21 protein-coding genes are annotated in these 25,455 nt (G+C 70.7%); 8 read left to right on the top strand and 13 right to left on the bottom strand.

Features of this window, described 5'->3' with window-relative positions; all coding sequences use genetic code 11:
- From ACFSNB_RS07115 to rsmA, 4 genes are all read left to right on the top strand, one after another.
- The coding region (locus ACFSNB_RS07115; protein WP_377315370.1) for an LPS-assembly protein LptD at positions 1-2,284 on the top strand (2,284 nt) is incomplete at its 5' end.
- Positions 2,285-2,328: 44 nt separating this feature from the next.
- Entirely contained in the window at positions 2,329-3,585 is a 1,257-nt protein-coding gene (locus ACFSNB_RS07110) for a peptidylprolyl isomerase (RefSeq protein WP_377315368.1), read from the top strand.
- An 83-nt stretch (positions 3,586-3,668) separates the two neighbouring features.
- A complete protein-coding gene (gene pdxA / locus ACFSNB_RS07105) occupies positions 3,669-4,658 on the top strand; it encodes a 4-hydroxythreonine-4-phosphate dehydrogenase PdxA (protein WP_377315366.1) in 990 nt (329 codons plus the stop codon).
- Positions 4,658-5,476: a 16S rRNA (adenine(1518)-N(6)/adenine(1519)-N(6))-dimethyltransferase RsmA gene (gene rsmA / locus ACFSNB_RS07100; RefSeq protein ID WP_377315364.1), complete on the top strand. Its 819-nt coding sequence runs from the start codon at positions 4,658-4,660 to the stop codon at positions 5,474-5,476. Before pdxA ends, rsmA begins: the two co-directional genes overlap by 1 nt.
- A gap of 260 nt (positions 5,477-5,736) precedes the next feature.
- Here rsmA and ACFSNB_RS07095 read toward each other — a convergent pair whose 3' ends face one another.
- The 4 genes from ACFSNB_RS07095 to ACFSNB_RS07080 form a co-directional block, all read right to left on the bottom strand.
- On the bottom strand, positions 5,737-8,829 hold the full coding sequence (locus ACFSNB_RS07095; RefSeq protein ID WP_377315362.1) for an efflux RND transporter permease subunit: 3,093 nt from the start codon (positions 8,827-8,829) through the stop codon (positions 5,737-5,739).
- Between the two features lie 48 nt (positions 8,830-8,877).
- Positions 8,878-9,453: a TetR/AcrR family transcriptional regulator gene (locus tag ACFSNB_RS07090; protein ID WP_377315360.1), complete on the bottom strand. Its 576-nt coding sequence runs from the start codon at positions 9,451-9,453 to the stop codon at positions 8,878-8,880.
- Between the two features lie 127 nt (positions 9,454-9,580).
- Positions 9,581-10,024 carry a cytochrome c gene (locus ACFSNB_RS07085; RefSeq protein ID WP_377315359.1) on the bottom strand — a complete coding sequence of 148 codons (444 nt, stop codon included), beginning with the start codon at positions 10,022-10,024 and terminating at the stop codon, positions 9,581-9,583.
- Positions 10,021-10,467, bottom strand: a complete 447-nt coding sequence (locus ACFSNB_RS07080) for a hypothetical protein (protein ID WP_377315358.1) — start codon at positions 10,465-10,467, stop codon at positions 10,021-10,023. Before ACFSNB_RS07080 ends, ACFSNB_RS07085 begins: the two co-directional genes overlap by 4 nt.
- Positions 10,468-10,537: 70 nt before the next feature.
- Here ACFSNB_RS07080 and ACFSNB_RS07075 point away from each other — a divergent pair, with 70 nt between their 5' ends.
- Positions 10,538-10,993 carry a MarR family winged helix-turn-helix transcriptional regulator gene (locus tag ACFSNB_RS07075; protein WP_377315357.1) on the top strand — a complete coding sequence of 152 codons (456 nt, stop codon included), beginning with the start codon at positions 10,538-10,540 and terminating at the stop codon, positions 10,991-10,993.
- A 153-nt stretch (positions 10,994-11,146) separates the two neighbouring features.
- Here ACFSNB_RS07075 and ACFSNB_RS07070 read toward each other — a convergent pair whose 3' ends face one another.
- The 9 genes from ACFSNB_RS07070 to ACFSNB_RS07030 form a co-directional block, all read right to left on the bottom strand.
- Positions 11,147-11,572: a hypothetical protein gene (locus ACFSNB_RS07070; RefSeq protein ID WP_377315355.1), complete on the bottom strand. Its 426-nt coding sequence runs from the start codon at positions 11,570-11,572 to the stop codon at positions 11,147-11,149.
- Positions 11,569-12,117, bottom strand: coding sequence for a hypothetical protein (locus ACFSNB_RS07065; protein ID WP_377315354.1), 549 nt, complete (start codon positions 12,115-12,117; stop codon positions 11,569-11,571). Before ACFSNB_RS07065 ends, ACFSNB_RS07070 begins: the two co-directional genes overlap by 4 nt.
- Positions 12,118-12,131: 14 nt before the next feature.
- On the bottom strand, positions 12,132-12,617 hold the full coding sequence (locus tag ACFSNB_RS07060) for a hypothetical protein (protein ID WP_377315352.1): 486 nt from the start codon (positions 12,615-12,617) through the stop codon (positions 12,132-12,134).
- Positions 12,614-13,114, bottom strand: a complete 501-nt coding sequence (locus ACFSNB_RS07055; RefSeq protein WP_377315350.1) for a hypothetical protein — start codon at positions 13,112-13,114, stop codon at positions 12,614-12,616. Before ACFSNB_RS07055 ends, ACFSNB_RS07060 begins: the two co-directional genes overlap by 4 nt.
- Positions 13,111-13,680: a hypothetical protein gene (locus ACFSNB_RS07050; RefSeq protein WP_377315348.1), complete on the bottom strand. Its 570-nt coding sequence runs from the start codon at positions 13,678-13,680 to the stop codon at positions 13,111-13,113. The genes ACFSNB_RS07055 and ACFSNB_RS07050 overlap by 4 nt, the downstream gene beginning before the upstream one ends.
- A 179-nt stretch (positions 13,681-13,859) precedes the next feature.
- A complete protein-coding gene (locus ACFSNB_RS07045) occupies positions 13,860-15,068 on the bottom strand; it encodes a deoxyguanosinetriphosphate triphosphohydrolase (RefSeq protein WP_377315346.1) in 1,209 nt (402 codons plus the stop codon).
- Positions 15,069-15,079: 11 nt separating this feature from the next.
- The gene (locus ACFSNB_RS07040; protein WP_377315345.1) at positions 15,080-16,264 is read right to left on the bottom strand and encodes a GGDEF domain-containing protein; all 1,185 of its coding nucleotides are present in this window, start codon (positions 16,262-16,264) and stop codon (positions 15,080-15,082) included.
- Positions 16,265-16,412: 148 nt separating this feature from the next.
- A complete protein-coding gene (locus tag ACFSNB_RS07035) occupies positions 16,413-17,567 on the bottom strand; it encodes a GGDEF domain-containing protein (protein WP_377315343.1) in 1,155 nt (384 codons plus the stop codon).
- Between the two features lie 204 nt (positions 17,568-17,771).
- Entirely contained in the window at positions 17,772-21,674 is a 3,903-nt protein-coding gene (locus tag ACFSNB_RS07030; protein ID WP_377315342.1) for a hypothetical protein, read from the bottom strand.
- A 219-nt stretch (positions 21,675-21,893) separates the two neighbouring features.
- On the opposite strand from ACFSNB_RS07030, the gene argC reads away from it, so the two are divergent.
- The 3 genes from argC to ACFSNB_RS07015 are packed head-to-tail and all read left to right on the top strand — an operon-like array spanning position 21,894 to position 25,324.
- Positions 21,894-22,937, top strand: coding sequence for an N-acetyl-gamma-glutamyl-phosphate reductase (gene argC / locus ACFSNB_RS07025; protein ID WP_377315340.1), 1,044 nt, complete (start codon positions 21,894-21,896; stop codon positions 22,935-22,937).
- Positions 22,938-22,944: 7 nt separating this feature from the next.
- Entirely contained in the window at positions 22,945-23,469 is a 525-nt protein-coding gene (locus tag ACFSNB_RS07020; RefSeq protein ID WP_377315338.1) for a gamma carbonic anhydrase family protein, read from the top strand.
- A 31-nt stretch (positions 23,470-23,500) separates the two neighbouring features.
- A complete protein-coding gene (locus tag ACFSNB_RS07015) occupies positions 23,501-25,324 on the top strand; it encodes a hypothetical protein (RefSeq protein WP_377315336.1) in 1,824 nt (607 codons plus the stop codon).
- The last annotated feature ends 131 nt before the right edge of the window (positions 25,325-25,455 follow it).

Below are 25,455 nucleotides of genomic sequence, written 5' to 3'. Positions count from 1 at the left end.
CGACGAGCGCCCCGCCGCCGCGCCGGAACGGGTCGCCGCCATCGCCCCCACCGCGCCCCGCCCTGCCGCTTCGACCGAGGCGCCGCCGCCCGGCCGCGGCCCGCGTTTCGTGCCCCGGCCGCTACAGGGCCTCGCCAGCCGCGACGCCGGCCCCAATCCGCCGGTCCATCTCGAGGCCGATCAGGTCACCTACGACCGCGAGTTCGACATCGTCACCGCGCGCGGCAAGGTGGTGCTGAGCCAGACCCTGCGCACCATCTCGGCCGACACCCTGACCTACAACCTCAAGCAGGACCTGATGGGGGCGTCGGGCAACGTCGTGCTGACCGAGCCGTCGGGCGAGATCACCAAGGCCGATTATCTCGAACTGACCGGCGACATGAAAGAAGGGGTGGCGCGGCGGATCCGGATGATCCTGGCCGACGATTCCCGCCTCGCCGCCGCCACCGCCGAACGGCGCGGCGGCGACCGCACCGATCTCAAGGAGGCCAGCTACACCGCCTGCGAGCCCTGCCGCGACCATCCCGAGCGCACCCCGCTGTGGCAGGTCAACGCCGACACCGTCACCCACAACCAGGCCGAGGCGGAGATGGAATACCGCAACGCCTGGCTTGAACTGGGCGGGGTGCCGGTGTTCTACACCCCCTACCTGTCCCATCCCGATCCGACGGTGCGGCGCAAGAGCGGCTTCCTCACCCCGAGCTTCGGCAGCAACAGCACCCTCGGCGCCTCGATGAGCACGCCCTATTACGTCGTGCTGTCCGACCAGGAGGACGTCACCGTCACCCCGCGCTTCATGCTCGAGCGCGGCGCCGCGATGTCGGGCGACCCCAATTTCGACGAGGAGGCCTCGGCCTTCGTCTTCCGCCGCATCCAATGGTCGGCCGAACATCGCTGGCGCGGCGGCACCGGTCAGGCGCTGACCCGGGCCAGCATCGTCGCCGACCGCGAAACCGGCGAGCCGCGCGGCCACATCGATTCCAAGGGGCTGGTCGATCTCGACGAGACCTGGCGCGCCGGCTGGCAGGTGCAGTACCAGTCGGACCAGACCTACCGCAACCTTTACAAGGTGCGGATGGACAATGACCGCAACTGGCTGCTGACCCGCCCCTATGTCGAGGGCTTCGGCCGGCGCGGCTACAGCATGGCGGAAACGCTGTCGTTCCAGGGCCAGCAGGTGGTCAGCGACGGCAGCAAGGCCACCGTGGTGGTGCCGCATCTGGTCGATTCCCGCGTCAGCGCCCCCGGCTGGCAGGGCAGCTATTGGACCAACGACGCCGACCTGCTGGTCTATGGCCGCAGCCGGGGCGCCGAATCCCGCCGCCTGTCGAGCCGCACCGGCTGGACCCTGCCACTGGTGACCTCGGACGGCCAGCTGTTTACCTTCTCGACTGGGCTGCGGCTCGACGGCTACGATTCCGAACATCTGACCCAGAGCAACGACGACGCGCTGCGTGATTCCGCCACCACCGGCCGCGCCCTGCCCGACGCCTCGCTGCAATGGAGCTACCCCTTCAGCCGGCGCGGCGACGGCCTGACCCAGGTGATCGAGCCGCTCGGCATGCTGGCGGTCAGCCCGATCGGCGGCAACAGCTACAAGATCCCCAACGAGGACTCGATCGATTTCGAACTCGACGAGACCAACGTCCTGCGCCCCAACCGGCTGGTCGGGCTCGACCGGGTCGAGGGCGGCCTGCGCGGCGGCTACGGCCTGCGCTGGGCCGCCTATCCCGATCGCGGCGGCAAGGTCGGCATCCAGCTCGCCCAGGGCTGGCGCCGCCACCTCGACGACACCTTCCGCGAGGGCAGCGGCTTCACCGACAATTTCTCCGATTATCTCGGCCGGGTCGAGATCAGCCCCAACGGCAATTTCTCGCTGAGCGATCGGTTCCGCCTCGACAAGGACAGCCTCAGCCTCAACCGCCACGAGGCCACCCTCGCCGTCGGTCCCGAATCGCTGCGCGGTTCGGTCAGCTACGGCTACCTCTCGCCCTCGACGCTCGAAAGCGGCAGCCTCTATGGACGGCGCCAGTACGCCACCTACGGCCTGACCAGCGCGATCAGCCAATATGTCCGCACCGAGGCCAGCGTCAACCAGGACCTCGAGGACAATGGCGGCATCCTGAGCGTGCGGTCGCGGACCTCCTACGACGACGAATGTTTCGCCCTGGCCCTGACCCTTCAGCGTTATTTCACCAACCAATACGGGCTCAATTCCGGCTTCGACGCCAGCCTGACAGTGGTGCTGAAGACCCTGGGCCAGGGTTCGACCGGGCTGTTCTGATGGACGCGCACCGACAACCGACCAGGACGAAAGGGATCGCGGGAATGAAGTTTGCGCCTATGGCCGTCCTGTTCCTCGCCGTGGCGCTGGCCGCGCTGCCCAGCCCGGGCCGGGCCCAGGAGATGGACCGCATCGCCGCGGTGGTCAATGACGACATCATCTCGCTGCGCGACCTCGAAGGGCGGATCAAGCTGGCGCTGGCGGTGTCCAACCTGCCCGACACCGTCGAGAACCGCCGCCGCCTGCTGCCCCAGGTGATGCGCAAGCTGATCGACGAGCATCTCCAGATGCAGGAAGCCCGCCGGGTCAAGCTCCAGGTCGGCGCCGAGGACATCAACCGCGCCATCGCCACCATCGAGAAGCAGAACCGCATGCCGCCCGGCGGCCTGCTGGCCCAGCTCGCCCGCGCCGGGGTCGATCCCTCGGCGGTGCGCGATCAGGTCCGCGCCGACATCGCCTGGCTGCGGGTGATCGGCCGCCTGCTTCAGCCCACCGTCCGCGTCGGCGAGGAGGAGATCACCGACCGGCTCGAAACCCTGCGCCAGCAGATCGGCCGGCCGGAATACCTGCTGGCCGAGATCGAACTGCCGTTCGACACCCCGGCCCAGGAGCAGGAGGCCCGCCATCTCGGCGAGCGCCTGCTCGACCAGTTGAAGTCCGGCGCCCCGTTCCAGGCGCTGGCCCGCCAGTTCTCCCAGAGCGGCTCGGCCTCCAACGGAGGCATGCTCGGCTGGATCAGCGAAATCAATCTCGACGAGGACTGGCGCGAGCCGGTCGCCGCGCTGCAAAAGGGCCAGGTCAGCCCGCTGATTCGCACCGGCTCGGGCTACACCATCCTGACCCTGGTCAATCAGCGCATCGCCGGCGTCAGCGGCGAACCCGACGCGATGAGCCTCTACCGGCTGGTGTTCCCGACCCCCACCGGCAAGCCGCCGCCGCAGGAGCAGTTGATCGCCAAGGCCCGCGACATGACCGCCGCCGCCAAGGATTGCGACGCGATGGAGGATATCGGCGGCGAACTCAATTCCCCCAAATCGCAGCGGATCGACAATGTCCGGCCCCAGGCCCTGCCGCCCGAGGTCGCCCGCGCGGTCGATGGCCTCGCCATCGGCAAGGCCAGCGCCCCGGTGCCCGGGCCGGACGGCATCTCGGTCTACATGGTCTGCTCCGGGGGCGGCAATGCCGGGCTGCCCAGCCGGGGGCAGATCCGCCAGCAGATCGAGGAAGAGCGCACCGAGCTGTTGGCCCGGCGCCACATCCGCGACCTGCGCCGCGCCGCTTTCGTCGATTTCCGGCTGTGAGGGAAAACCCCGGCGCTGTCGGCGGGCTGCCGCCCGCACCCGCCCGGGGCGATGCCCCGGACCCCCTTCTGTTCGCGCTCACCATGGGGGAGCCGGCCGGAATCGGTGGGGAAATCGCGTTGGAGGCGTGGAGAAGGCGCACATCGACCAGCCCGCGTTTCGTGATGATCGATGATCCCGAGCGGTTGGAACGGTTGGCCGGCAGGCTCGGCTGGGCGGTGCCGATCCGGGAAGTCGGCACGCCCGGTGAGGCGGTGGGGGTGTTCGAGTCCGCGCTGCCGGTGCTGGCCCAGCCCTTGGCGGTGGCGGTCGAGCCGGGGCGGCCCGATCCGGCCAATGCCCCAGTGGTGGCCGGGGCGATCGAGCGGGCGGTGCGGCTGGCCCAGCAGGGCGCCGTGGCCGGGCTGGTCACCAACCCGATCCACAAGGCGGTGATGCAGCAGGGCGGCTTCGCCTTTCCCGGCCATACCGAATATCTCGCCGCCCTCACCGGCACCCCGGCCGGGCGCGAGGTGATGCTGCTGGCCTGCGCCGAGTTGCGGGTGGTGCCGGTCACCATTCATGTTGCCCTCAGGGACGCCATCGCCGGGCTGACCAGCGCGGCGATCGTCACCGCCGGCACCGTGGCGGCCGATGCCTTGCGGCGGGATTTCGGCATCGCGGCGCCGCGTCTCGCGGTGGCCGGCCTCAATCCCCATGCCGGCGAGGACGGGGCGATGGGGCGCGAGGACATCGAGATCGTCGCCCCGGCGGTGGCCGCATTGCGGGCGCGCGGGATCGACGCGGTCGGGCCGCTGCCGTCCGACACGATGTTCCATGCCGCCGCCCGCGCCAGCTATGATCTGGCGCTGTGCATGTATCACGATCAGGCGCTGATTCCGCTGAAGACGCTGGGCTTCGACCGGGGGGTCAACGTCACCCTTGGCCTGCCGGTGGTGCGGACCTCGCCCGACCACGGCACCGCCTTCGCCCTCGCCGGCAGCGGGCGGGCCGATCCCGGCAGCCTGCTGGCCGCCCTCGACACCGCCGCGGCGATCGCCGCCGCCCGCGCCGCTTTTGACCGGACCCACTGATGCCTGACTTGCCGCCGCTGCGCGAGGTGATCGCGCGCCACGGCCTCGACGCCCGCAAGGCGTTGGGGCAGCATTTCCTGTTCGACCTCAACCTGACCGGGCGGATCGCCCGCGCCGCCGGCGACCTTTCCGTCGGCACGGTGATCGAGATCGGCCCCGGCCCGGGCGGGCTGACCCGCGCCCTGCTGGAGGCCGGCGCCACCCGGCTGATCGCGATCGAGCGCGACGACCGCGCCATCGCCATCCAGCAGGAGATCGCCGCCGCCTGGCCCGGCCGGCTGGAGATCATCGCCGCCGACGCCCTGACCATCGACCTCGCCACCCTGGGCGAGGCGCCGCGCCGGATCGTTGCCAACCTGCCCTACAACATCTCGACCGCGCTGCTGCTGGCCTGGCTGCGCCGCGCCGACGCCTTCGAGCGGATGGTGCTGATGTTCCAGAAGGAAGTGGTGGACCGCCTCGCCGCCCCGCCCGGCGATTCCGCCTACGGCCGCCTGTCGGTCATCACCCAGTGGCTGTGCACTGTGCGCCCGCTGTTCGGGGTCGATCGCCGCGCCTTCACCCCGCCGCCGGCGGTGGCCTCGACCGTGGTTGAAATCATCCCCCGCCCGACGCCGCTGGCCCCGGCCCGGTTCGAGACGCTGGAACGGGTCACCGCCGCCGCCTTCGGCCAGCGCCGCAAGATGCTGCGCTCCAGCCTGAAGCCGCTGGGCGATGCCGAGGCCCTGATCGCCGCCGCCGGGCTCGACCCGACCCAGCGGGCCGAAACCGTCCCGGTCGAAGGCTTCTGCGCCCTCGCTTGCGCACTCGATTCCTGATCCACCGCCTGCTCTATTGGGCTGCCGCCCCCTTGGTTTTTGAGGTCATGGCCGGGCTTGCCCCGGCCATCCACGTGTGAGCTCAGGGCAAGGCACCAAACGGCTCCGATGGATGCGCGGATCAAGTCCGCGCATGACGGAACATCCCCGCTCATCCGGGATGAACCTTGGGTTCGAAGGGCCTTTGGCCCTTCGCGGAGAGCGCCGAGAGGCGGAGCCTTTCGGCCCGGCGCGGTCAGCGCCGATGACACACGCAGGCGTCAGCGCCGCCGGGGCACGACGACGAAGAACAGCGGCACGAACACCAGGGTGAACAGGGTGGCGCTGGCCATGCCGCCGAGCACGCCGAAGCCGATCGCGTTCTGGGCTCCCGACCCCGCTCCGTTGGCCAAGGCCAGCGGGGCGACGCCGAGCAGGAAGGCCATCGAGGTCATCAGGATCGGGCGCAGGCGCTGGCGGGCGGCGGTCAAGGCCGCCTCGACCTTGCTCATCCCATCCTCCTCGTGCATCGCCTTGGCGAATTCGACGATCAGGATGGCGTTCTTGGCCGACAGGCCGATGGTGGTCAGCAGCCCGACCTGGAAATAGACGTCGTTGGCGAGCCCGGCCAGCGTCACCGCCGTCACCGCGCCGAGGATCCCGAGCGGCACCGCCAGGATCACCGCGAACGGGATCGACCAGCTTTCATAGAGCGCGGCGAGGCAGAGGAACACCACCAGGATCGACAGGGCGAACAAGGCCGGCGCCTGCGAGCCGGCGAGGCGTTCCTCGTAGGAAAGCCCGGTCCAGGTCAGGCCGATCCCGCCCGGCAGGGTGGCGGCGATCCGCTCGATCGCCGCCATCGCCTGCCCCGAGCTGAGCCCGGGGGCCGGAGCGCCCATGATCTCGCGCGATTCCATCCCGTTGTAGCGTTCGATCTGCGGCGAGCCGTAGCTCCAGCGCGGCCGCGAGAAGGTGGCGAACGACACCATCTCGCCGGTGGCGTTGCGCACCTGCCAGCGTCCGAGATCCTCGACCTGCATCCGGAACGGGGCGTCGGCCTGGAGATAGACTTTCTTGACCCGGCCCTGGTCGATGAAATCATTGACGTAGGCCGAACCCCAGGCCGAGGTCAGGGTGTTGTTGACCTCGGCCAGCGACAGGCCGAGCGCCGCCGCCTTCTCCTGGTCGATGTCGAGCTGGATCTGCGGGGTGTCCTCCAGCCCGTTGGGCCGCACCGCCACCAGCCCGGGATCGCTGGCCGCCGCCGCCAGCAGGGTGTCGCGCGCCGCCATCAGCGCCTCGTGGCCCAGCCCGCCCCGGTCCTGGAGGTGGAAATCGAAGCCGCCGGCATTGCCGAGTTCGATCACCGCCGGCGGGGTGAAGGCGAACACCTGGGCGTCCTTCAGCGCCGCCATCCGCCCCATCAGCCGGTTGGCGATCGCCTCGGCCGACTGGTCGGGGCGGGTGCGCTGCTCCCACGGCTTCAGTTCGACGAAGGCGAAGCCGGAATTGTCGCCGCTGCCGGCGACGCTGTAGCCGGCGACCGAGAACACGCTCTCGACGCTGTCCTTCTCGCCCTCCAGCAACGCCCGCTCGACCGCGTGCAGGCTGTCGATGGTGCGCTGCTGGCTGGAGCCGGCCGGGCCGGACACCGCCACCATCAGGATGCCCTGGTCCTCGTCGGGCAGGAAGGCGGTCGGCAGCAGCACGAACAGCGGCACCAGCGCCGCCACCAGCAGCCCGTACAGCCCGAGGAAACGGCGCGGCCGCCGCAGCACGCCTTCGACCCCCCGGCAGGCGGCGTCGCGCCCCCGGTCGAAGCCGCGATTGAACCAGCCGAAGCCGCGCCCGCCATGCGCGTGCCCCGGCGCCGCCGGCTTCAGCAGGGTGGCGCACAAGGGCGGGGTCAGGATCAGCGCCACCAGCACCGACAGCGCCATCGCCGACACCAGGGTCAGCGAGAACTGGCGGTAGATCGCTCCGGTCGAGCCGGAAAAGAACGCCATCGGCACGAACACCGCCGACAGCACCAGGGCGATGCCGATCAGGGCGCCGGTGATCTGGTCCATCGATTTGCGGGTGGCTTCCTTGGGCGGCAGCCCCTCCTCGCGCATCAGCCGCTCGACATTCTCGACCACCACGATGGCGTCATCGACCAGCAGGCCGATCGCCAGCACCATCGCGAACATCGTCAGGGTGTTGATGGTGAAGCCGCACAGCGACAGGATGCCGAAGGTGCCGAGCAGCACCACCGGCACCGCGATCGCCGGGATCAGGGTGGCGCGCCAGTTCTGCAAAAACAGCAGCATCACCAGCACCACCAGCACGATCGCCTCGACCAGGGTCTGGATCACCTCGCGGATCGAGATGCGGACGAACGGGGTGGTGTCGTAGGGATAGATCACCTCGACACCGTGGGGCAGGAACGGGGCCAGATCGGCGAAGCGGGCCCGCACCGCGTCGGCGGTCTTCAGCGCGTTGGCGCCGGTGCTGGCCTTGATGGCGAGGCCGACCGCCGGCTTGCCGTTGAAGCGGCTGACGTAATCGTAGCTTTCCGAGCCGATCTCGATCCGGGCGACGTCGCGCAGCCGCACCTGCGAGCCGTCGGTGTTGACCTTGAGCAGAATCGCGCCGAACTGGGCCGGGGTCTGCAACCGGCTTTGCGCCAGCAGGGTGATGCTGAGCATCTGCCCCGCCACCGCCGGCGGGCGGCCGACCCGGCCGGCCGAGACCTCGGCGTTCTGGGTCTGGATCGCGCTGGTGATGTCCGACACGGTGACGCGGTGGCTGATCATCCGGTCGGGGTCGAGCCAGACCCGCATCGCGTGCTGGGCGCCGAACACCTGGACGTCGCCGACGCCGGGGACGCGGGCGATCTCGTCCTGCAGGCGCGACACCATGTAATCGGACAGCTCGGCGTCGGACAGCGCCCCGTCGGTCGAGACCAGCCCGGCCACCAGCAGGAAATTGTCCGAGGATTTGGTGACGCTGACCCCCTGGGCCTGCACCGCCTGCGGCAGCAGCGGCAAGGCGAGCTGAAGCTTGTTCTGGACCTGGACCTGGGCGATGTCGGGGTCGGCCTCGGGCTCGAAGGTCAGCTTGATGGTGGCGTTGCCGGCCGAATCGCTGGTCGAGGCCATGTAGCGGAGATTGTCGATCCCCTTCATCTTCTGCTCGATCACCTGGGTCACGGTGTCGGCGACGGTCTGGGCCGAGGCCCCGGGATAGATCGCGGCGACCTGGACCCCGGGCGGGGCGATGCGGGGATATTGCTCGACCGGCAGGCCGATGATCGCCAGCACCCCGGCCAGCATCACCACCAGCGCCAGAACCCAGGCGAACACCGGGCGATCGATGAAGAAGCGGGACATCTGGCCTCCGGAACAGGCGGGTGCGGACGGGGAAACTGGAACGGCGGGTCAGGTCCCGGCGGGATCGGCGACCCGGGTCAGGGCGAGCAGATGGCGACACAGCGTGGCCGGATCGGCGGCGACGCCCTCGACCCGGCAGACCCGGGCGATCCAGGCGCCGTCGGCGGCGAGGCGGATGGTCTCGAACCAGTCGCCGCCATCGGTGGCGGCATGGCGGCGGGTGCGCTCGCCCAGCCAGTCCGACCAGGTTTGAACCAGAGCGGGATCGTCGAACAGCGACAGCGTCTTGGCGAACACCGGATTGCCGAGGCCAAGGCCGTGATCGGCGAAGGTGGCGACGACATAGGCCCGGGTGAAGCGGCCGCGCGGCTCGGGATCGCGGGCCATCTCGGCCTCGATCCCGGCCTCGAACAGATCGAGCAGTTCGGTGAACACCGCCTCGATCAGCGCCCGCTTCGACGGGAAATGGTGGAACAGGCCGCCCTTGGTCACCCCGGCGGCCTCGGCCACCGCCTGCACCGTCACCGCGCCCAGCCCCTGTTCGGTCACCAGCCGCAACGCGCAGTCGAGCAACTGCCGTCGCAGCAGGTCGGGCTGTTTGGGGCGGGTGTGGGCACGGCTCATCGGGTGATATTACATACCGACCGGTCGGTATGTTTCAAGCGCGATCTGACCGCCCAAGGCGGTCAGGCCGAAAGGCTCCGCCTCTCGGCGCTCTCCGCGCAGGGCCACAAGGCCCTGCGAACCCAAGTCACCACAGGTCCTGGTAGCGGCGGTGGCAGCCCCGGCAGGTGCCGCGCAGATCCCGCAACCGGGCGGTGGCGGTGGCGCGGTCGCCGGCCGTGGCGGCAGTGGCCAGATCGGCGGCAAGGTGGCGCAATTCCTCGGCCCGGGCGGTGAAGCCGGCGAAATCACGCCACAAGGCGGCGCTGGCGCTGGTATCGCCGCCCTGCTCGCTGCCGGGCGGGAACAGCGTCGGCACGATGGCGGCGAAGGTGGCGATCCGGCCGGCCTCTTCCGCCGCCGCCGGCAGGGCGCCGGCATCGAGGGCATCGTCGATCCGCCCCACCGCCGCCTTGACCGCCTTGAACCCGGCGATGCGGGCGGCGATCGGATCGTCCGGCGCCTCCCCTGCCCGCCCCGGCCCGGCCACCAGCAGCAACAGCAGCGGCAGCAGCGCGGCGGCGGCCCTCATGCCCGGGACTCCGACCGGATCAGGCCCGCGCGCAGATTGCGGGACAGCAGCAGCAGATTGATCCCGCCGGTGGCCAGTTCGAGCGTCTGGACCAAGGCGAAGGCGGTGTCGAATTGGCCGGCCTGGGCCTTGCCGGCGAGGAACCACGCCGCCGGGATCAGCACCAGCAGGCCGTTGGCCCCGATCAGCTTCATCCGGGCCAGCTTGGCGGCACTGGCGGCGGGGTTGGGCCGGGCCAGGGCCCGCCCGGTTGCCCCGGCGGTGGCCATCGCCACCACCAGCAGCGGAATCGCCCACAGGATCGCGCTCTTGACCGTGGCGATGGCGGGGGCGTCGCCGGCCAGCTCGACCAGCACGGTCGCGGTCAGGAACAGGGCGATCAGCCCCAGCGCCAGCCCCCCGGCAATCGGGTGCAGGCGGCGCGGCAGAGAACGAGAGGACATGACATCTCACCTCGGGAATGTTACATAGGATGCTATCTATCACCCCGACCATTTGGATAGCAAGCTATACATGTCCCTGGATCGACTCCGCTCCGCCGGCTACATGACCAACTGGGCGGCGCGCCTGTTCGCGCTGGCGATCGAGCAGCGGCTGAAGCCACATGGTCTGGCCACCGCCCACCTGCCGGTGCTGTTCGCGCTGGCGGAGGGGGCGGCGCTGTCGCAAAAGGCGCTGGCGGCGGCGGCGGCGGTCGAGCAGCCGACGATGGCGGCGACGCTGAACCGGATGGAGCGGGATGGCCTGATCGCGCGCAGCCCCGATCCGGCCGACCGGCGCAGTTCGCTGGTGTCGCTGACCCCGGCGGCGCGGGACAAACTCGACGCGGTGCGGCAGGCAACCGAGGCGGTCAACGCTTTGGCCCTGGCCGACCTCCACGAGGATGAACGCGCCACCTTCCTCGATCAGCTCGGCCGGGTGGTGGCGGCACTGGAGCAGGACACCGCCCGACGCAAACGCGGACCGTAAGCTGGCGGACGCCCCGCGCTGGAGGCGCGGATCAAGTCCGCGCATGACGGCAGAGTCTTGTTTTGTCGAAGAAAAAAAGGGGGTCCGGGGCATCGCCCCGGCCGGGCCCGCGGGCGGGAGCCCGCGCAACATCACGGTATCACGCCTGCCGGCTTAGTCCACCTGATTGGCGGTGAGGAACATCGCCTTTTCGAGGGCGGCGAAGAATTGCTGATAGGGGGCGGGATCGGACACGGCGGCGAGGTTGTACTGGGCGCTGGCGCGGACGGCGATCTGGCTGGGGCCGCGCGGGCGGATGCTGACGCTCATCCGCAGGGCGTAGCCGGACAGTTTGGTGGCGCTGACCATGCCGAGGGTTTCATCGACCTTGTCGATGACGAAGCCGAGATCCTGGAGGGTGGCGATGACGTTGCGCAGGGTCAGCGCCTTGTCGGCGGTATCGAAGGCGCGGGTCTGGACCGCGCGCAGTTCGACCTGGCTGCGGTCGGTCAGCAGCACCTGCTGGCGGGAATCGGTCTGGCAGGCGGCCAGAGCGGCGAGGCACGGCAGCAGCAGGGCGGCGGCGGCGATCCGGGTCATAATTGGTGGGCCTCCAGGAACACCGCCTGGGACAGTTTGTCGAAGAATTTCTGGTGGATCACCGGATCATCGATGGTTTCGACCCGCGACACCTGCCCCTTGTTGTTCCACACCACCCGCTGGAAGGTGACGCGGACCAGGGTGGCGGCGCGGTCGGCGCTGGGGCGGGTGACGATCGAGACCCGGATCTTCTGGAGGCGGTCGAACTGCGGATCGGCCTTGCCGCCGGCCGCAGCGACCAGGGCGGCAAGGAACATCTGCCCGGCCATTTCCTGGCTTTCGATCGCGTCGCGGTCCTTCGAGCCGACCACCAGCCCGGAACCGGCGGCGACCTCGTCGATGCCGAAGCCGAGATCCTGCAACACCGCCGCCGTGGCCGACAGCACCGCCGCCTCGTCCTTGGTGTCGAAGCGGCGGCTCTGCATCTGGCGCTGGGCCAGATTGTCCTGGCCGAGCGTCAGCGCGGCGGTCTGGCGTTCGACGTCGGTCTGGCAGCCGGCCAGCGCCAGCAGCGCCAGCGCCGCCAGCGGGCGCAGCCGCGCCATCCCCCGCCCCACGCTCAGAAGCTGCTGGAGCGGTAGGCGAAATCGCGCACCAGCCCCGCCTCGTCATATTTGATGATGATGGTCAGGGTGCGCTGGCTGGTGCTCGACGCCCCGGCCGAGCCCTGCACCCCGGCGCCGCCGGCGCCGCCCAGCAGCGCCGCCCCGACCAGCCCGCCGCCGAGGAACAGGGCGTTGACCCCGCCCGAGCTGCCGGAATAGGCGGTCTCGGTGGCGATGCGGTCATAGACCCAGGTCTCGCGCCGCTTCTCGTCGGTGGTGACCATGTTGGGGGCGCCCAGCACCCCGACCACGTCGGCGCCGCTCATGCCGACGCGGATCTCGCGCTGGACGGTGCCGACGGTGAGGCGGTCGCCCGCCGCCTGGGCCTTGCGCACGTCGGCGGCGTGGTCGGCCGCGCTCTGGCAGCCCGCCGTCAGGCCGAGCGCGGCCAGCGCCGCCAGTCCGGCCATCACCCGCTTGTTTTCTGGCGCTTGTCTCATTTCTGGCTCCCTTGGTTGCCGTCCGGCGCCGGGGCCGGAGGCGCCGCCGGCGGTTCGCCGGGATCCTCGACTTGCACCGCCTGGAGGAACACCGCCTTCGACAGCGGCTCGAAGAACAGTTTCTGATAGAATTCCGGCGCGTCGATCTGGTTGCTCTTGGGACCGAGATCGATCACCGCATTGGCGCGCACCGTCATCTGACCGGCCCCGCGCGGATAGACGGTGGCGGTCAGCCGCAGCATCGCGGAACGGGTGGCGGTGACGGTGCCGGCCTGGGGCTCGACCTTGTCCACCACGTAATCGAGATCCTGGAGGGTGGCAACCACCGCCCGCAGCATCCGGGTGCGGTCGGGGGTGTCGAACACCCGGCTCTGCATCGCCCGCAGCGCCACCGGCGATTTGGTGCTCATCACCAGCGGATGCTCGGGCGCGGTCTGGCAGGCGGCCAAAGCGAGGCCGAGGGCGAGCGCGGCCCCCGCGCGGGACAGCCGGCTCACAGCGCGTGCCCCTCAAGGAACACCCCGCCCGACAGCTTGGCGAAGAAGCCCTGATAGATCGCGGGATCGTCGAGCCGTTCGGTGCGGGTCAGGCCCTGGTGGGTGCGGATGGTGCGGTCGAAGCTGACCCGCACGTCGAGCTGGCCGCCGCTGCCGGCCGGATTGGTCACCACCATCACGATGATCGTCTGGTCCTTGTCCCAGTCGGGGGGCTGGTAGGAGCCGAGCAGGGCCAAGGCGAGGCTGAGCGCCACCCGCCCGGCCACCTCGCCCGCTTCCTCGGCGTCGCGCTGCTTGGAGGCGACCAGCACGCCGAGATCGACCGCCGATTCGGTCAGGGTGAAGCCGAGATCCTGCAAGGTCTGCGACGCGGCGGTCAGCATCGCCTTTTCGTCGGTGGTGTCGAAGCGCCGGGTCTCCAGCGCCCGCAGCTTGACCGCGCCCTCGGGCGGGGCGCCGACCTTCATCGCCACGTCATTGGCGGTCTGGCAGCCGCCCAGGCCGGTCAGCAGGGCCAGCCCCACCGCCGCCGCCACCGCGCCCCGTTTTCTCGCTGAACCGTTCAAACCGTTTCCCCCACGCCCTCAAGGTTACTCCTGGGTGCCGCCGACCGCCACCGCCCATTCCAACAGGCGCGGTCATGACACCCGGGACGCGGTTTGATACCCGATCGGAGGAAGAAAAACCTCTAAGGGATTATACGGATGGGAAGGCCGGTTCCGCCCCGGGGCCGCTCGGCGCGGCGCTAGGATTTCTGCTGGGGGTCGAACAGCTTGCGGTGTTCTTCCAGCGCGGCGTGGTCGGACAGGCCGGCGATGTAGTCGCCCACCACCCGGGCGGTGCGCGGCGTGCCGCCGCCATCGGTCAGGCGGTACCATTCGGGCGGCAGGCAATTGGGCTCGGCCCACAGCAGGCGGAACAGATCCTTGACCACCCGCCGCCCCTTGCTGGTCATCCGGTTGACGGTGTAGTGGCGGTACATGTGCGGGAACAGGAAGGCGCGCAGCCCGGCATCGTTGGCCCGCATCTCGTCGGAAAAGGCCACCAACGGCTGGCCCAGGGCGCGGACCTCGGCGGCGCTGGCCGGGCGCAGCCGGGCGGCGCGGCGGCGGGTTTCCTCGACCAGATCGGCGATCATCAGCCCGATCATCCGCCGCACCACCTCGTGGATCCGGAGCGAGGCATCGGCGCCGGGATGCTCGGCCGCGACCTGGGCGAACAGCGGCCCGACCAGCGGCACCTCGGCCAGATCCTCGATCGCGAACAGCCCGGCGCGCAGCCCATCATCGAGGTCGTGGTTGTTGTAGGCGATGTCGTCGGCCAGCGCCGCCACCTGGGCTTCCGGCCCGGCGAAGCTGTCGAGGTCGAGATCGTGGATCGCGGCATATTCGGCGATCGCGCGCGGCAACGGCCGTTCGCGCGCCACCGCCCGCGGCCCGGTCAGCGGGCCGTTGTGCTTGATCAGGCCCTCCAGCGTCTCCCAGGTCAGGTTGAGGCCGTCGAAGGCGATGTAACGCCGCTCCAGCCGGGTGACGATCCTGAGCGACTGGGCGTTGTGGTCGAAGCCGCCGACCTCGCGCAGCATCTCGTCGAGCGCGTCCTCGCCGGCATGGCCGAACGGGGTGTGGCCGAGATCGTGGGCCAGCGCCAGCGCCTCGGCCAGATCCTCGTCGAGGCCGAGCTGGCGGCTGACGGCGCGGGCGATCTGCGCCACCTCCAGCGAGTGGGTCAGCCGGGTGCGGAAATTCTCGCCCTCGTGGCAGACGAACACCTGGGTCTTGTATTGCAGCCGGCGGAAGGCGGCGGAATGGATGATGCGGTCGCGGTCGCGCTGGAACGGGGTGCGGGTCGCGCTGGCGGCCTCGGGATGGAGGCGGCCGCGCGACAGATCGGGCCGGGTGGCGAACGGCGCCCGGCCGGACGGCGCGGCGGACGGGGGGCGGGACTCGGTCATCGGCGGAAAGCCTAGCCGGCCCGCGCCGGCATGGCAAGGCCGAGCCCGGCCCGCCCGCCCGCCGCCGCGATCACGGTGCGGTCGCGCCCGGCGGTCTTGGCCTGATACAGCGCCTGATCGGCGCGGCGGATCAGCCCGTCGAGATCGTCGCCCGGCCGCAGCCCGGCCAGCCCGATGCTGACCGTCCCCGCCACCGCCCGGGCCGGGGCCAGCGCGGCATAGGCGCGGCGCAGCCGTTCCGCCACCGCCAGGGCCTGGGCCGCGTCGGTGTCGGGCAGCAGGGCGAGGAATTCCTCGCCGCCATGGCGGCAGAAGGCGTCCTGGGCCCGCAGCGTCTCGCCCGCCAGCCGGACGAAGTCGCACAGCAGGGCGTCGCCGAAGGCGTGGCCGCGCGAATCGTTGGCGCGCTTGAAATGGTCGAGGTCGAGCATCAGCAGGGTCAGCGGCTGGCCGGTGCGCTCGGCCAGGGCCATCGCCTTGGCGGCGACCAGGGTGAAGGCGCGGCGGTTGAGCGCCCCGGTCAGCGGGTCGCATTCGGCCTGCCGGCGCAGTTCGGCATTGAGCCGCTCCGACACCAGGATCAGCTGGAGGAAGCTGTTGAGCAGGGTCTTGACGAAGGCGAACAGATAGACCAGCGCCACCAGATTGCCGCCCTGGAACGGCCCGACCGGCGGCTGGTCGAACCACACCCAGGCGCAGCGCAGGAAGAACAGCACGCTGAGGAAATAGACCACGGCGCAGACCCGCCGCGCCGGCTCGGCCGCGCCGCGCCCGGGCCACAGCACCAGCCCGACCAGCAGGTTGAAGCCGGCCAGGGTGGCGGCGATGGTCACCGCCCGGCCGCTCGGGGCGGGCACGACGAAGGTGAACCAGGCCAGCAGCAGGGTGACGCCGCCGGCCACCACCAGCCCCGGGGTCAGCACCGTCATCCGGGTTTCGGTGAACCGCTGGAACCCGGCCAGCATCACCACCACCGCGACGATGGTCAAACCGTGGCCGAGAACGATGCTGACCAGCGCCGGCAGCACGTCGCGGGCCAGCGCCAGCCCCTGGGCCAGCGCCACCAGGGCGTTGCCGATCACCCAATGGCCGACCCCGGGCACCCGCAGATAATAATGCCGCACCAGCGCCAGTCCGCAGGCGGCGATCGCGGTCGCCAGAATCAGCAGGACCATCACGGTCCGGATGTCGAGCATCGGGGGCGGCTTCCTGTCGCGCCGGCGGAAACAGCGGGCGGAATAGCCCCCCTCGGCGCCCTCGGACGCCCGCCAGCGGGGCGGCAGCTTATCCCGCTCCGGGCCGGAACACAACGCCCGGCGCGACAGCCCCACCCCGCGCCCGGCCCTATCCGCCCAGCACGCAGCGGTCGCGGCCCTCGTTCTTGGCGCGGTAGAGGGCGCGGTCGGCGCGGCGCAGCAGGCCGTCGAGCCCGTCGCCGAGATCGCAGGCGGCGATGCCGACGCTGACGGTGGCGCGGACCTCGGCGGAGCAGGGATCGGCGGCGAAGGCGCGGCGCAGCCGGTCGGCCACCAGCAGGGCCTGATCGGGATCGGCGTCGGGCAGCAGGGCGGCGAATTCCTCGCCGCCATGGCGGCAGATCACGTCGCCCGCGCGCAATTCGCGCTCGGCGACACGGGCGAAGCGGCACAGCAATTGGTCGCCGAAGGCATGGCCGCGCGAATCGTTGGCGCGCTTGAAATGGTCGAGGTCGAGCATCAGCAGCGCCACCGGCCGGCCCGAGCGGGTCGCCGCCGCCAGCAGCTTGCCGGCGATGGCGGCGAAGGCGCGGCGGTTGAGCAGCCCGGTCAGCGGGTCGAGGCTGGCCTGGCGGGCGATGTCGGCCACCAGCCATTCGGCGATCAGCACCAGTTGCAGGAAGGTGCCCAGCACCAGCTGGACGAAGCCGGCGAGATGGGCCGACAGCGCGATCGGCCCCGAGGCGAAATAATCGGGAAGGACGACGTCCCACGCCATCCCGGCGCGGACCACGAAGAACAGGGCGAGGACGAGATACAGCCCGCCATAGCAGCGCAGCGGCAGCGCCGGCTTCAGCCCCGGCCGCAGCAGCGCCCAGGCCCCGGCCCCGCTCAGCAACGCGAACAGCAGCGAGATCGCCACCACCCGGGTGGCGATCGAGGGCTGAACGAAGGTGAACCACGCCGCCTCGACCGCGATCGCGGCGGTGAGAACCAGCCCGAAACCGAGCCGGCCGGGCCGGCCGACGAACTGGCGGCAGCCGGCGATCTGGCAGCTCATCGCCAGCACCAGCAGGATGTTGGCGAGAACGATGCCGAACAGCTCGGGCAGCGCCGCCCGCGCCACCGACAGCATCAGCCCGACCGCGCCGATGGCGTTGCCGACGGTCCACAGCCGCACTCCGGGCACCGGCAGGCCACGCCGATTGACCAAAGCGAGCGCCGCCGAAGCCAGAACCGCCGATACCGCGACGAGAAAAAAGACGGTCCGCGAATCCAGCATCATCCCGCTACGCGTTGCCACCACCGTGTTCGAGTGTGCCACGCCCTCCCCGCCCGCACCAGCCCCCGGCCGGAGGGACGGGAACCAACGCCGAAAGCGCGGGCTCCCGCCCGCACCCGGCCGGACGGACGGGGGCCGACGCCGAAAGCGCGGGCTCCCGCCCGCACCCGGCCGGGGCGATGCCCCGGACCCCCTTCTTTTTCGAAAAAAGGCGGCGGCTCCCGATCACCGCCAGGAGGCATAGCGCCGCACTTCGGCGCGCTCGCGTTCGAATTTAGGATCCCCAGCGAAAGGAACGCAGATCTCGTCCACTTGGCGCACCATCGCCTCATAAGCTTCCCGGTCCTCGCGGCAGGCATAGCAGGCATTACGCCAAGCCTGGGCGCGCTCCACTTCGAACGAGGCCTCCCCGGCGAACGGAGCGCAGATCTCCTCCACCCGCCGCGCCATCGCCTCACACGCCCCACGGTCGTCACGAAAGGCATAGCAGACATTACGCCAAGCCTGGGCACGCTCCACTTCGAACCGAGCCTCCCCGGCGAACGGAGCGCAGATCTCGTCCACCCGCCGCGCCAGCGCCTCACACGCCCCACGGTCGTCACGAAAGGCATGGCAGACAGTACGCCAAGCCTGGGCGCGCTCCTCTTCGAACGAGGACTCCCCGGCGAACGGAGCGCAGATCTCGTCCACCCGCCGCGCCAGCGCCTCACACGCCCCACGGTCGTCACGAAAGGCATGGCAGACAGTACGCCAAGCCTGGGCACGCTCCACTTCGAACCGGGCCGCCCCGGCGAACGGAGCGCAGATCTCCTCCACCCGCCGCGCCATCGCCTCACACGCCCCACGGTCGTCACGAAAGGCATGGCAGACAGTACGCCAAGCCAGGGCGCGCTCCTCTTCGAACGAGGACTCCCCGGCGAACGGAGCGCAAATCCCGTCCACCCGCCGCGCCAGCGCCTCACACGCCCCAAGGTCGTCACAAAAGGCATAGCAGACAGTACGCCAAGCCTGGGCGCGCTCCTCTTCGAACGAGGACTCCCCGGCGAACGGAGCGCAGATCTCGTCCACCCGCCGCGCCAGCGCCTCACACGCCCCACGGTCGTCACAAAAGGCATAGCAGACAGTACGCCAAGCCTGGGCACGCTCCTCTTCGAACCGGGCCTCCCCGGCGAAGGGGGCACAGATCTCGTCCACCCGCCGCGCCGCCTCCTCGCACGCCCCACGGTCGTCACGAAAGGCACAGCAGACATGACGCCAAGCCTGGGCGCGCTCCACTTCGAACCGGGCCTCCCCGGCGAAGGGGGCACAGATCTCGTCCACCCGCCGCGCCGCCACCTCGCACGCCCTCGGCTCGTCTGCACTGACCTCGCCGACAGCACGCCACGCCCGAGCGCGTACCCAGGCGATCCGGTCGTCTCCGGCGAAGGGAGCGGCGATCTGGTCGATCCGCCGGGCGATCTCTTCGGACCCTCCACAGGCTTGGCTGGCATAAAGCCAGGCTTCCGCCCGCTCGCGCTGAATGCTGGCCTCGGAGGGAAACGCCGCGGCCCATTGCTCGATCCGCCGGGCGACGGCCTCGCAGGCCGGCCGGTCCGCTCGCAGCGCCCAGCCACGGATACGCCATGCCCGCGCCCGCGCGCCATCGCCGTCGTCACCCTCCCCGGTAAAGTTTTCTCCCAAATCGTCCAAAACAGCCGCCGCAACGACCTGGAAAACCGTCTCGATGTATGGCCGGATCGGATTGTTGGAAAAGATGTCGGTAAGTTGATCGAAATCCCGCTCCAGCACCGCGACCGCCTGCGGATAGCTGGTGAGGCGCCGCAAGAGGGAGCGAAGGATCTCGATGTCATCGCCGCTGCCGGCCGGGCCGGGCATCCCGCCCCATGTTCCGAACGCCAGCAGCAGCGACGACAGAATTTCCGTGGCGCGGGCGGCATCCTCGGCCGTGCTCCAGACCGAGCTGTCGCCGAGGACCCGTTTCGTCAGAACCATCAGGCAACGCCACGCCGTCCTGCCATGAACCACCGCGATTGTCCGGTCGATCGTCAGAAGCGTGGCCATCTGCTCCCACGCCTGCGCGGCCAGCGCCGGCGGCAGCGCCCCGATCCGGGCAAGGACCTCGCGCCGCGCATGATCGGCACGCTGATTGAGCGCGCGATGGCGCGCCGCCGTCTCTGGATCCGGCAAACCTTCCAGGCCGTTCGGTTCGAGCCGGGGAAACGGCGCCGGGCCGGGCACGTCGCCCAGATCCCATTCCAGGCGGGGGATCAGGCAGGCCCAGCGCAGGAAGGCCAGCGTGGTGCCCAGCGGGTCACGCTCGGACGCCGCCCCCATCTCCCGCCACAGGTTGGCCGCCACGGCCTCGCTCGCCAGCGACAGGCGCCAACTGGCGTGCGGCATCGCCTCGGGCGCGATCTGCCACGCCAGACGGATCACCTCGTCCCGCTCCGTCTCCGCCCACACCGCATCGAGCAGGTAGGCCACAAAGGCGTCGCCGATGCGTTCCGGATGCACCCGGGGCGGCCCGCCCTCGCCCCGCCTCAGGTTGGGCACGGCGCCCAGCAGCTTCGGGGGAAACCCGCCTTGCAGCAAGGGGATCCCGGCGCGCACCGCCGGCGGAATCGATACGTCCCCGACCAGGGTGGCCAAGGCAACCGCGCGGATTCTGTCGTCACCGATCTGTTCATCCCGCAGCGCTTCATGAATACGTTTGGCCCGTCGCGCCAGCACATGGCGGAGACTCTGGTCCCCGTCGGCCGGGTTGAGGAAGCGGCGGTGCAGATCCAGGACAATCAACAGCGGATTGCCGGCGGTGCGCCGGATCACCTCGTCAACCGAACGGTCGTCGGCCTGCCAATGTACTACCGGGCGCGGACGGGTGGGATCCTGCCGCCGCATCGCCTCAAGCGCGGCGTACAGGGTGCCGGCCAGCCCGCGCACCTCGGCCGGCCCCATCCCTTCGTCGAGGACGAAATACTGATCGACCCCGCGGATCTTCGACTCGAATTTTCCTTCGGCGTTGATCAGGTCGAGAGCGATCGGCGGGGTCTGCTGCATCACGATCAGCCGGACCGGATGACGGAACTGAGTCTCGCTTTTCTGCAAGGCGGCGACGATCTGGGCGGCGTCGCCGTCACGCGGGTCGTCAAGCAGCAACAAGGTCGGCCGCCGTGGCCGCCAGCAGCTCAACTGCGCGATCAGGCCGCCATCGAACGCCTGCCGCCCGTCGTGACTGACGGGATCCTCGCCGGGAGGCGACACCAGCCACCACGCATCCCAGGGGTCGCAGCCGGTCCAGGGGAATTGCACCGTGGCCGGAGCGGCCGCTTTCCACCCCGCCTCCGGATCGGCGCCGCCCAAGGAATAGGATGGCTCGCGCCGGGCGAGCAGAAAAATACGCCGCCTCAGAAATTCGCCCAGGATCAGCCGGGCCCTGGCGCGGAAACGCGCCTTCAGCAGGTCAGGATCGGCCTCGGCCGGATCCGCTCCCAACACCTCCCGCCGCGCCCGGGCGCGGGCCAGTTCGGTGGCCATTCTGGTTTTGCCGGCTCCGGATGGCCCGGTCAGCAGCGCCACCCGGAACCGGACCACCTTGCGACGGGGCCGCATCAGCCAGTCAAGACGCCCGTCGCCAACGTCCGTGTTGAGAAACCTGACCAGTTCGGTCCAGAGCCGGTAGCGGGCGGCGCTCCCCCCCGGCGAGGGCGGAACCCAATCGATCGGCAACACCGGCAGATCCCGCTCGGTCGCCGGTGCCCATAACGGGTCATAGGAGCCGACCTGACAGACCGGACGCAAGATCTCCGCCGGTCGCGGCTCGCCCAGCGCCGCGATCAGCCGGAAGCCCCGCCGACAGGCCGCCGCCCCGAGCACCGCCCCGAGCAGACCAAAAAATAAATAGAAATAATCGGAGACAAACGCCCTGGCCTGAGGCTCGCCAAAAACCGACGTCAGCAAATTGTTAAGCCTGAAATATAAAATGATCGCCCATACCCGCGCCGCCAGTTCTTCCCCCGGCAGGAAGGCCGACAGCCCGCCCAACAGCAAGGCCCCCGCGAGGGCGGCATACCGCGTGATCGCGTCTTTTTGCGATTTTTCGACCGCGGACCGCGTTGCATCCTGCTCCAAACCCCGCCACCCCTCACCCAAGCGACATTGAAATGCTACGATACACCACCCCAGGCTGCAATCGCCGACGGGTAAAAACAAAGGGGGTCCGGGGCATCGCCCCGGCCGGGCGCGGGCGGGAGCCCGCCGAACCGCCCCCCTGGTTGTCGCCACGCGCCGTGACTGCTATCGTCGCCGTTCGGCCGCGCGTCGGGCGGGGCCGGGACGATCAAGGATAGGATGATGGAGCAGATCAACACCGCCATTCTCGGCGCGAGCGGCTATACCGGGGCCGAATTGCTGCGGCTGCTGGCCGGGCATCCCGGCTTCCGCGTCAGCGCGCTGACCGCCGACCGCAAGGCCGGCCAGACCATGGACGCGGTGTTCCCCCATCTCGCCGGGCTCGATCTGCCGACCCTCGTCACCATCGATCAGGTCGATTTCGACCGGATCGACGCGGTGTTCTGCTGTCTGCCCCACGGCACCACCCAGAGCGTGATCGCCGGCCTGCCCGACCGGGTCAAGGTCTGCGACCTGTCGGCCGATTTCCGTCTCGCCGACATCGAATCCTACGCCGAATGGTACGGCCATCCCCATCAGGCGCCGGAATTGCAGAAGACCGCCGTCTACGGCCTGACCGAGTTGGCGCGCGAGGCGGTGCGGGCGGCGCGGCTGGTGGCCAATCCCGGCTGCTACCCCACCTGTTCGCAACTGCCGCTGATCCCGCTGCTGAAGGCCGGGCTGATCGAGGCCGACGACATCGTCATCGACGCCCTGTCCGGGGTGTCCGGCGCCGGCCGCGCCGCCAAGGAGGCCAACCTCTACACCGAGGTGGCCGAGGGGGTGCATCCCTACGGCCTGGGCGGCCACCGCCATCTGCCCGAGATCGAGCAGGGCCTGTCGGCCGCCGCCGGCCGGGCGGTGCGGGTCAGCTTCACCCCCCATCTGATGCCGATGAACCGGGGCATGCTGTCCACCATCCATGTCCGCCCCGCCGCCGGCGTCGGGCCGGCCGAGCTGCGCGCCGCCCTGGCCGAGGCCTATCGCGACGAGGCGTTCGTGCGGGTGCTGGGCGAAGGCGTCGTGCCGGCCACCCGGCATGTGCGCGGTTCCAACCTGTGCCTGATCGGGGTGTTCCCCGACCGCGCCCCCGGCCGCGCCACCCTGGTGTCGGCGATCGACAATCTGGTCAAGGGCGCCTCGGGTCAGGCGTTGCAGAACATGAACCTGATGTTCGGTCAACCCGAGGGTCTGGGACTGGCCCAGGCCCCGCTGTTCCCGTGAGGCATTGATGAGCGGCCTGATCCTGCCCTGGCAGGGGCACCACCCCCAGATCGACCCCACCGCCTTCGTCGCCGTCAACGCCACCATCACCGGCGACGTGGTGATCGGCGCCGACAGCGGCATCTGGTTCGGCTGCATCCTGCGCGGCGACGTCAATCACATCCGCATCGGCGCCCGCACCAACATCCAGGACGGCACCATCATCCACGTCACCCGCGAGACCCACCCGACCCTGATCGGCGACGGCATCACCATCGGCCATGGCGCGGTGCTGCATGGCTGCGTGCTGGAGGATGATTGCTTCGTCGGGATGGGCGCGGTGGTGCTGGACGGCGCGGTGATCGAAAGCGGGGCGATGGTCGCCGCCGGGGCGGTGGTGACGCCGGGCAAGCGGGTGCGGCGCGGCGAGCTGTGGGGCGGCAACCCGGCCCGGCTGCTGCGGCCGCTGCGGGAGGAAGAAATCGCCCATTTCGCCGTTTCCGCCGCCAATTATGTCGAGCTGGCCCGTTCCTACCGGGAACAGCCGGGCTGATCCCGCCCGGTCCCAGCCCCGGACCGAACCGATGAGCCCATCCCGCAGCGCCAAAAGCCTCCTCACCCGCCTGACCCGGCCGCTGACCGCGCTGGGCCGGCGCCCCAGCACCGACGACGAGATCGCCGCCGGGCTGGAACAGGCGCTGGCCGCCGCCGCCGACGCCCCCCCGGCCGAGGCGTTCGACGACAACGTGGTGGCCGAGGATTTCAGCCTGACCCTCGACCAGATGCTGGCCGAGGATGCCGGGGCGTTCCAGCTCAAGCTGCACATCATCTCGCTGGTGCAGTTCCGCGAGGCGGTCGGCGACAAATGGAAGCGGCTGTCGGAAAAGGCGATGCTGATCGCCGAGGGGGTGATCGCCCAGCATCTCGGCCCCGGCAATGCCAGCGGCCGGATGGGCCAGGATTTCTTCGTGCTGCTGTTCCGCGCCGTGCCGCCCGAGGAAGGCCGCCGCCGCGCCCATCTGATCGTCCGCGAGCTGGGGGCGCGGCTGCTGGGCGACCAGTTCGTCGCCGGCGACGAGCCGCTGGCGCTGGCGGCCGAGATCAGCGTGGCCGAGGCGCTGGATTCCAGCGGCGGCATCAATCCCGAGGCGCTCGACCGCTCGGTGGCGGAGGAGCGGGCCCGGATCGAGGCCGCCGCCCCGGCCAAGCGGGCCGAGGGCCGGATGGTCAGCGCCGCCGACCGCCGGATCGAGGACCGGCTGGTGCCGGAGGGGATGAGCGGCATCGCCGCCGCCAGCGGCGCCACCGACTGGAAGAAGAACGGCACCGACGGCGCCGCCGGCCGGATCGAGCCGAAATGGGGCGACCTGCCCGACCAGGGCGACGGCGCCGGACCGGCGACCTGGCGCGAGCAGCCCCGCCCCACCGAGGCCGGCGCCGACGAACCGAAATGGCGCGACCTGTCCCGCCCCGCCCCGGCCGAGGGCGACGAGCCGAAATGGCGCGACCTGCCCGAGCGGGCGGCCGAGCGCGCCGGGGCCGACCCCGATTGGGGCGCGCTGGCCGGCGGGCCGCGCCGCCCGGCCGACGAGCCGGCCTGGCTCAACCTCGCCCCCGGGCTCGACGTCACCCCGCCCGCCCCCGCCCCCGACCTGCCGCCCGGGGCCCAGGTCGGGCTGCGCTGGCGGCCGACCTGGATCGCCCGGCCGGAGGAAAGCATCGGCGCCTACCTCGCCCGCATCAACCGCCGCGACCCGCCCCCGGCCACCGTCCGCGACGGCAGCCTCGCTTATCCCGAGGAGGGCGGCGAAACCGCCTTCCGCCTCGACCGCGCCCTGATCGGGGCGGTCGGCCGGCTGCTGGGGGCGACGACGGCGCCGACGGCGCGGCTGATCCTGCCGCTGCATTGGGCCTCGGTCGCCGACGCGCGCCGGCTGACCCTGCTCGCCCCGCTCGGCGGCCTGGGCGAGGCCCGCCGCACCGCCCTCGCCTTCGACCTGTTCGGGGTCCCCGATGATGTCAGCCGCCACGATCTCGGGGTGGTGATCCAGGCGCTGCGGCCGCTGGCCGGGGCGGTGCTGCTGCGGGTGCCGCCCGACCGCCCCCGCGCCCCCCGTGCCGCCGATTGCGGCGCCGACGCGATCGGCCTCGACCTCGACCAGCTCGGCCCGGGCTGGCAGGAACGCCCCGATCTGCTGGCCAGCCTGCTGGCCGACCTGCGCGACCGCGCGGCGGCGGCCGGCCTCGGCTGCTACGCCTGGGGCCTGCGCCGCCGCGCCGGGGTGGTGGCGGCGGTGCTGGGCGGCTTCGCCTACGTCAACGGCCCCGGTCTGATGCGCGACTTCCCCGCCCCGGATCGAACCCTGCCCGCCCCCCGCGACCGCTTCACCAGCTTCGCCGGAAAGTAGGCGGGGCTGCCGCCCCGCTCGGGGAGTAAAGCTCCCCGAACCCCTCCCTTTGATTCAATTTGTTCATCGGTATTCAGCCGCCATTGCGGAGGCCCGGCCCTGGTTTAGGCTTGAAATCAAAACGGACTGAA

This window comes from Phaeospirillum tilakii (genome assembly GCF_042683125.1).
Lineage (GTDB): Bacteria > Pseudomonadota > Alphaproteobacteria > Rhodospirillales > Magnetospirillaceae > Phaeospirillum > Phaeospirillum tilakii.
Note: the sequence above shows the minus strand (reverse complement) of the source record. Positions and strands in the feature narration are given on the sequence as shown.